This is a genomic window from Tepidimicrobium xylanilyticum (assembly GCF_900106765.1).
In the GTDB taxonomy this organism is placed as follows: domain Bacteria; phylum Bacillota; class Clostridia; order Tissierellales; family Tepidimicrobiaceae; genus Tepidimicrobium; species Tepidimicrobium xylanilyticum.
This window is the reverse complement of record NZ_FNNG01000028.1, coordinates 1-7476: the sequence shown is the minus strand read 5'-3', so window position 1 is coordinate 7476 and position 7476 is coordinate 1. Positions and strand designations below refer to the sequence as shown.

Annotated in this window: 12 protein-coding genes; all 12 read right to left on the bottom strand. The window is 32.8% G+C overall.

Annotated elements, in window-relative coordinates; translation table 11 throughout:
* Positions 1–3: 3 nt before the first annotated feature.
* The gene (locus BLV68_RS14970; RefSeq protein WP_093755204.1) at positions 4–252 is read right to left on the bottom strand and encodes a BhlA/UviB family holin-like peptide; all 249 of its coding nucleotides are present in this window, start codon (positions 250–252) and stop codon (positions 4–6) included.
* A 34-nt stretch (positions 253–286) separates the two neighbouring features.
* The gene (locus BLV68_RS14965; protein ID WP_093755202.1) at positions 287–931 is read right to left on the bottom strand and encodes a M48 family metalloprotease; all 645 of its coding nucleotides are present in this window, start codon (positions 929–931) and stop codon (positions 287–289) included.
* 100 nt (positions 932–1031) lie between these two features.
* Entirely contained in the window at positions 1032–1175 is a 144-nt protein-coding gene (locus BLV68_RS15900) for a hypothetical protein (protein ID WP_200773819.1), read from the bottom strand.
* A gap of 31 nt (positions 1176–1206) precedes the next feature.
* Positions 1207–1566, bottom strand: coding sequence for a bZIP transcription factor (locus BLV68_RS14960; protein WP_093755200.1), 360 nt, complete (start codon positions 1564–1566; stop codon positions 1207–1209).
* Positions 1567–1604: 38 nt separating this feature from the next.
* Positions 1605–1835: a phage integrase N-terminal SAM-like domain-containing protein gene (locus BLV68_RS14955; RefSeq protein WP_093755198.1), complete on the bottom strand. Its 231-nt coding sequence runs from the start codon at positions 1833–1835 to the stop codon at positions 1605–1607.
* A gap of 414 nt (positions 1836–2249) precedes the next feature.
* Positions 2250–3389 carry a hypothetical protein gene (locus BLV68_RS14950; protein WP_093755122.1) on the bottom strand — a complete coding sequence of 380 codons (1140 nt, stop codon included), beginning with the start codon at positions 3387–3389 and terminating at the stop codon, positions 2250–2252.
* Positions 3389–3928, bottom strand: coding sequence for a putative phage tail protein (locus tag BLV68_RS14945; protein ID WP_093755120.1), 540 nt, complete (start codon positions 3926–3928; stop codon positions 3389–3391). Before BLV68_RS14945 ends, BLV68_RS14950 begins: the two co-directional genes overlap by 1 nt.
* Positions 3925–4992, bottom strand: coding sequence for a baseplate J/gp47 family protein (locus BLV68_RS14940; protein WP_093755118.1), 1068 nt, complete (start codon positions 4990–4992; stop codon positions 3925–3927). Before BLV68_RS14940 ends, BLV68_RS14945 begins: the two co-directional genes overlap by 4 nt.
* Entirely contained in the window at positions 4992–5399 is a 408-nt protein-coding gene (locus BLV68_RS14935) for a DUF2634 domain-containing protein (protein WP_093755116.1), read from the bottom strand. The genes BLV68_RS14940 and BLV68_RS14935 overlap by 1 nt, the downstream gene beginning before the upstream one ends.
* A complete protein-coding gene (locus BLV68_RS14930; RefSeq protein ID WP_234949944.1) occupies positions 5396–5752 on the bottom strand; it encodes a DUF2577 domain-containing protein in 357 nt (118 codons plus the stop codon). The genes BLV68_RS14935 and BLV68_RS14930 overlap by 4 nt, the downstream gene beginning before the upstream one ends.
* A 5-nt stretch (positions 5753–5757) precedes the next feature.
* Positions 5758–6711 carry an XkdQ/YqbQ family protein gene (locus BLV68_RS14925; RefSeq protein ID WP_093755112.1) on the bottom strand — a complete coding sequence of 318 codons (954 nt, stop codon included), beginning with the start codon at positions 6709–6711 and terminating at the stop codon, positions 5758–5760.
* A gap of 6 nt (positions 6712–6717) precedes the next feature.
* Positions 6718–7380 (bottom strand): LysM peptidoglycan-binding domain-containing protein, encoded by a 663-nt coding sequence (locus BLV68_RS14920; protein ID WP_093755110.1) that lies wholly within the window; start codon positions 7378–7380, stop codon positions 6718–6720.
* Positions 7381–7476 lie beyond the last annotated feature (96 nt).

Genomic DNA, 7476 nt, shown 5'->3' with positions numbered 1-7476 from the left:
TTTTCACCTCCTCTTCAATTCATCTTTGATATAGCTGACGTCTTTCTGAATTGTCTCCACTACACCAAACTTTTTAGATAGTTCTTTTATGATTGTTTGATTTTCGTATATTGTCTCTTGATATTTTTCTTCTCTCTCTATGTATTTCTTTTCCCGATTCTTGCTATCATAGAGTACATAAATAAATAGAAATACATAGAGAGCTGCCCAGATTCCATTGCTTGTTGCTAGGTCCATTAATGTTTTCTCCATCCCACACCTCCAAAGCAAAATAAAAGAACCTGCTTTAAGCAAGTTCTTTAAAAAATTCTTCCCTTAAATTTTCAATAAATTTCTCTTGATTATTTATTTTCATGGTTTTACAAAAATCTTTTATTACATGTTCTATTATATAACCAAAAGAATCTTTATTAAATACATTGTATTTACTGGTAATATCTGCTCTTTGAGTTCGCATTGGGTACCCAAGTGCATATGTTTTTCTTTTAGAATACTTATCATCTAGTTTTTCTAAATAATCATGTACTTCTTTGCACTCACTCTTACTAAGTCCAGCAGCGCTAGACCCTTCTATATCTGCTCTTAGCTCTTTTATTATAGAAATTGCTTGTGATTTCTTAGAAAAAATAGCGCGTAAATTCTCTAAGAGTGATGGATCTTTATATTTTATATGTGCAAGTTCATGACCAATTAAGAATTTAATTACATTAGTCAATAGTTCTTTCCTTTCTTTATTATCCTCATTCTCATAATCATTTACAATTGACTTATCTATAGTCAATATAAAATTTTGTCTGCTTTTTTTTGCATCTCCATTTCCAACATTTTTTTCTATCTTCAAAATGACTGTCTCCTCTATAGATAGATTTGCTTTTATTTCTTCAAAAATCTTCTCTATATCTTTATACTTATTATTAATCCTTTCTTTCATTTTATCACCCTAAACTAATATCGACAGATATTAGCAAGAATTAAGCAGGGCATAAAAAATACACCCTGCTAGGTGTTGCACATTTTTATCCTATTGTTCACTACTTCATACTATTCACTACTTCTGTTACAACTTCTCTAAGGTTAAATAGTGCTGGTACATCTTCTAATTCATAAGGACTATCTGGGTTTAATACTAAGCTTACCCATACCTTTACTATACCACTATCTTGAGTGAATATCATACTTTCACCTCCCTCTACATAAAAATAACACCTATTCTGTAGGTGCTTGTAACATTGCTATTATTGCAGTTAATTCTGTTATAGATTGTATTAATATTTCATTTGTCATATTTAGTTCTGTTATTGTAGTTTGTAGATTAGTAATTTTTGTTTTAAGGTTTGTATTTTCTGTTTCTAGCCGCTCAACTCTATCTTGCAATTCTGCCTCAATACTAGGCTCGTATCTTTCCTGAGACCAACCTTTGTCTTTACCTAGCCATTGCCTCCATAAATAAGTTTCATTATAGTCTGGAATTTTAATAAATCCATCTAAATCCTTTGGTAATTCTCTTGCCCTTGTAATTACTTCTGTACATATTTGATTTTCATTAAGTTTTGCATAATAGTGCATAACAACACATCCTTTCAATTTTTATAATTTATTTTTATTCACTTCGCCATGAACTGACGATATTCATTCTCAAACCAATTAAAAAACCCCTTTAAAATATTAGTTTCAGTTGCAATAGTAGAATTTTTTACCCCAGTTTTGGAATAATTTATAAGGTATATTCTAATATCCATTGCTGTAATATCCTCTACTTTTTTTCTTATAGAATTAGCAAATTTCCTAAGTACTCTACCATAACTCTTTAAAGTCCCATCGCTTAACCCCTCCACTTATCTTGCAGACAAATATAATAAAATCATACTATTTATGTTATTACTTACTGATAGTGAGATTCTTATATCTTCAACACTATAATCGCATAAAACCTCTTCGATAGCTTATTTGACATCTTTTTGGTTGATTAAGCTACCATATAGCAAATTTAATTTTTGTATAATCCTAGTCACAGCTGGTGGCGATATAATGGTAAAATATTATTGTAGAGGTTATGAATATTTCGACGTTTACTTCGATTATATATATGCTAAATAAGTATTTTTAGCTATTGAGAGTTATGGCAGTATAGATTATAGGGATAGTCTTGATTTTTCTGGTACATTCATTAGACTTTATTAAAAATAACAAAATAAAGAGCCAAGAGTAATATAACACTTTTGACTTTTGCATCCCTCTGACATCATACATTAATCTAAGATAAAAAAAATATATAAATCTACTAGACTACAACTCCATGTACTATTTTGCGTTAATCGTACCTCGCCGTCAGTAATCCTAATTGTTGCGGTATTTGAAGTCTCTGGACTCGATAATGTTTTTGACAATGAATCCTTCGGAGAAGATAAATAGAATAAACTATCATCGTAGAGGTAACGTCCCCCAGAAAACCAGCCATTTCTTGCCCTGTAGCCAATTGGTTTACCGTATACCTTAGTAAAAGTCTTTGAGGTGTAGCCTCCAGCAGTATCCTTATCTACCGAAATATCACCAATTCGTACCGTCTTAAGCGTTGGAGTTGGTTCATATGTCCCGGTCACTCCGCCAATATTAACACCTTTTTTAATATTTTCAGCAATTAAATTAGCAAATTGTGCTTTAACAATACCACTTCCATTATGATAACCCTCTGGAATTACTATCTGCCCACCTTGAGTAGTTATTGTACGATTTATTGCACCTCTATTTGGCATTGTACCGACTTTTAACCCATCCTCTGTACCAAATGTTATTCCCTCTAAAACATGATTAGGCTGTGCTGTTCCGTACTCACCCCCTTCACCCAACAATTGAAAAACCGAACCTGTGTAAACTAAATGACATATTTGCCCTGCTTTAATATTGCCACTTGACAAAGCATTTCCGTTTGATTTCCGTATTGGCTTTGCACCTAGCCCATTAATATTTAGTGTGCTAGCTCCTGTATTAGCATTAGTGAATTTAACCTTCACGCTCATACCTTCAGTTAATGCTGTTATTCCTTGAATATTTACCGCATATGAGTTTGTTCCAGTAGCTATAACATAAGGTATATGGTGAAAATTATCTGCCTTATGTGCATCAAGTTCTCTTTGACTTGCAGCTGCTAATACCCATTCTTCTCCTGTATCTAAATAAATCTCTCCTGTGTCTTGTGCAAAATAATATCTACCTGCAATCCCTGGTTCTGGTCTATTTACCAAAGTACCACCTGTCAAATCTCCTATCCCTTCGCCTTTTTTTACTGCTAATTGGTCTATTTTCTCAAAGTTCTCATTAAAATCTTCTATGCTATAAAATTCAATATCAGATGGTTTCTTTAAATTAAAATTCTTTGTATATCCAGCCATTAACTAATCACTTCCTCTCTTAACTGTTTGTGAGTGTATTGGCTTAATTGTGCATGGGTGAATTTACTTAAAGTCAAGTGTTGATTATATCTTAATTCTACAGTTATAACTAAATTTGATGGAGCCATTTTTCTTACTAGCTTATCTACTTCATCAAACATCCTTTTTACAACCAGCTCTATTTTTATGTTTAACGTATATTCTCCTGCGTTTAATGTCATTACATAACCATTTTCACCACATAATTGATTTAGTTTGTTAATCAACACTTTGTATGTGTATGGTAGCTTATCATTCTCTCTTGCTAATACTCTAAATCTTCTTGTTTCTAAACTATCATCAGCAAAAGGTGTTATTTTGTATATTTTTTCTCGTCTTGCTATCCCTCTTTCTGTTGCTGTTTCAATGAATTGATCATCAATTAAATTTGATACAGATTCTTTCAGCTCATCTATTTCAATATTTTCTGTATTTGCTATTTCTTGCAATTCTTCTATCTCTTGCAAAACTAATGGCCAATACTCTTCTATTTGCTTCATACGATAGTCACCTCACCAAGTACAGGTATTTCCACATCTTCTAGTACAAGATTTTCAGCTAGTCCGTTTATCTTAGTATTTTGTATGTCTAAAACACCCGGCAAGCCCAAAGCTCTAGTTTCAATATAGCTAATTCTAACTACTAGGTTTTCTTCGTCTTGCCAAGTCTTTTTAAGTTCGTAAAAGTAACCTTCTATTGTAGCTATGAAATTGGGTTTCACATCCTCCCAAGTATAGCTTTCTTGAAATATTATGTTTGTTTCTATGTTGACGGTACACTCCGATACCCCTTCTACAGTTACTACATGACCTATAGGAGCTATGCCAACTCCTTCACCTTGATGCCCTACAGGGTCTATTTCGTTTTGAATATAATCAACCAATTCTTGAGAGGGTTTATTGTAGTCGCTGTCTATTATAACTAGCTTGACAGTTCCTCCGCCATTCCAAACTGGATACACCTTTACGCCACCTACACCATTTAATTCATTTGTTTTCTGCTTATAGTCTGCAATATTCCCTCCAAATGCTTGACTTTCTAAACTATCGAAATATCTCTTTCTTAAGTTCTCGTCATCTTCTTCATCTTCTCCGGGAATAAGGATATCCACCAACTCAGCGGATTCTAAACCATTTATATATTCAACTGGTATAAGAGAACCTGAATAAACATTCCCTATTGCTCCCGGTTCTTCACATTCAAGCCTAAATTCCCCATCTGTAATTTTATCTATAACTACATAATTCAAATCTTCACCAGTATACCTACTCCCTATAGGTACATTCAAAGGTAATTGGTTATTAGTTTTAAATATTCCCCTTCTAATTGCTTTAGTAGCTAGTCGTCTAATAATTCCTCTTTCTGCTGCTCTCCTAGTCAAGTCCTCCCCTGTAGCAGTATCAGCATAGGTTCTGTTTTCGATATCCTCCAGTTCGATATACATTTGGGCCAATTCAGCAGCGGCAGGGGCTAAGGCGTTCCAAATTATACCTCCTTGCCTTTTATCGTATTTATTGGGTACTCTATCCAACATTCTTTGCAGTATTTCCTCAAATGAATACATTATATTTCCACCTCCCTAGAGGCTTTTATATCTCCAAATACTGTGTGTACTGTGAATGTTGCTAATATAGTGTTTCTGTCTATAGATTCAAATTCAAAATCGGATACATCAGTGATTCTATCATCAGCTATCAAGGCTTCTCTGATTCTTCTTTTTAACTCTGAATAAGCATAGGCCTTATCTTTACCAAATAAGTCAGCTAATTCTACTCCATGATTCCAATCATAGATCAAATACCTATATCTTTCAGTATTTAATATTAGATATATAGCTTGTTTCATTGCTTCTAATCCATCTGTATAGCCTACTATTCGTTTGTTTTCAAAATCTATTTTCCAAGTATAAGTAGGTTCTTCTACTACTTCCAATTCCTCGCCAATCGGTATGTTTTCAATTTTAGGTATCATGCACTCACCAACCTATCTAGGACAATGTATTTTTGTCCTCCTTGTACTCGTATCAGTAAGACTTTCTCCCCTACCTTTAATCCTTTCTTATGAATATGTTTCTTTGTGCCTTTGTACTCGTGTTTATGGTTATAAGGGCTAGTAAGAGCTTCTTCTGTCATGTCATTAATCTCAACCTCTACTTCACTATCAATAACATTAGAAGTAAGGAGTATCATATTCCCTTTTATATTCATACGCTGTTCTACATTGATTTCTAAAGGGTTTATTTTCGTAACAGTACCATAAGCTATACTCATTGGCGAACTATTTTCTACGGCCTCTATAGCAGCTTGTTTTATAATTTGTATCATACTCACTATATATCACCCCTTAAATCCAATGTCATCCAATGTTCATCATTACCAAATACATGCTTTGCTTTTTCAACTAACATATACTGCTTTACGCTTATATCTCCAACATTTTCTAATAAAGTCATTACACTTGTCCCAGCTCTTACTCTTATATCTCCTAAAACTTCTTTTAACTGCAATGTTCTCTTTTTCTTATTTTTTAGTTTTAGTATAGCTTCCGCCTTGGCTTTTATATTAGTTTCTTCATTAACATTTTCAAAATACTGCAATACACCCCATCTATTTATGTTTACACCATGTTGTAATTCATATTCCTCCGCTTTTCCTAATTTTTCATTATTTCTACGTAGCTTTACTTTGTTATATGTGTCTGTATCTATGTCGGTTTTATAACTATAATTTTGTGCATTATAATCACCTACTACTAAGGCAGGGATTTTCATTGTCTCAACATCTCGTAAGTTTAATTTCCCAAAATCATCAAATAGTACATACATTTTACCTTTGTTCATTAAGGTTAAATCTAAAGCATCGTAGATGATGTCAAATAGAGTTTTATTATCTTGTATTCTATATGCTATTGTATAACCTGTATCTTCTATAATTCCAGCTTGCAAGTTGAAATCATTAATTATTTTCTTAACCAAATCTGATGCTTTCATATTTTCATAGATATAAGTATCTTTATTTTTCAAATACCTCAATTGGTCATAAGCTGTAACCTTAATAATCTGGTCTTTATCTCTTTCTTTTACAAACACAAATCCAAAGAAAACATCTTTTTCATTTACTCTAAATAAAACAGGATTCCCTTCCTGAAAGTTTATTACATCATCATTTACAACATTGAAAGTAAGTTTGCCAGGTTGACCTATTCTAGTAGTTTCCCAAACAACATCACCTTCTATAATAGGTAAATATCTTTTTCCATTATTGATAATTGATATTTCATACATAGCCTATCACCTTAACCTTAAGACTTGTCCTGGATAGATTAGATTAGGGCTTGATATATTGTTTAATTTTGCTATTTCAGTATATTTGTTGCCATCATTTAGTTCCTTTTTAGCAATAGCCCAAAGCGTATCCCCTTGCTTAACTGTGTACGTCTTGGCTGGCTCTTTAGCAGGTCTTTCTTCTTTAACTGTTACAGTAGCCTTGTTACCTTCGACTTCTTTTATTTTTATTACTTGAGTTTTGTACTGCTTATATTGTTTTAGCCTTATTTCAACATATATATCACCGACTTCTCCAGCCCTTTCTTCTACAGTGTATTCCTCTAGTGATACTAACATATTGGTATCAAATAAAGGTTCATCCCAAGGGGCTACTCTACTAACTATAAATCTAACTGGTTTCTTTTCTACTTTATATCTTTCAAACTGTCCTAAGTAGTATTCTGGAGGTCTGAAACCACTTTCATACACTGCAAAAGGTAAGGGTTGTCCGGGCAGTAGTAGCTTAAAATTAAATTCACTCAGTCCCGGGTCCTTTAATATGTTTACATCGCCGATATTTAATAATTCAATTACTTTATTTTTATTGTTTATTTTTAATGTTAGGCTAGAAGGAGGTATAGGCAATTGAATAACTTCTCCTTCATAATCAAAATAAAAAGAGTACATATTAACTATGCACCCCCTCTGCAGCTATATTAATTTCTTCAGTCAGTATTTCTTCTAATCTGCCTATTATTCCATCTATATCAGCAGTTTCTCTTA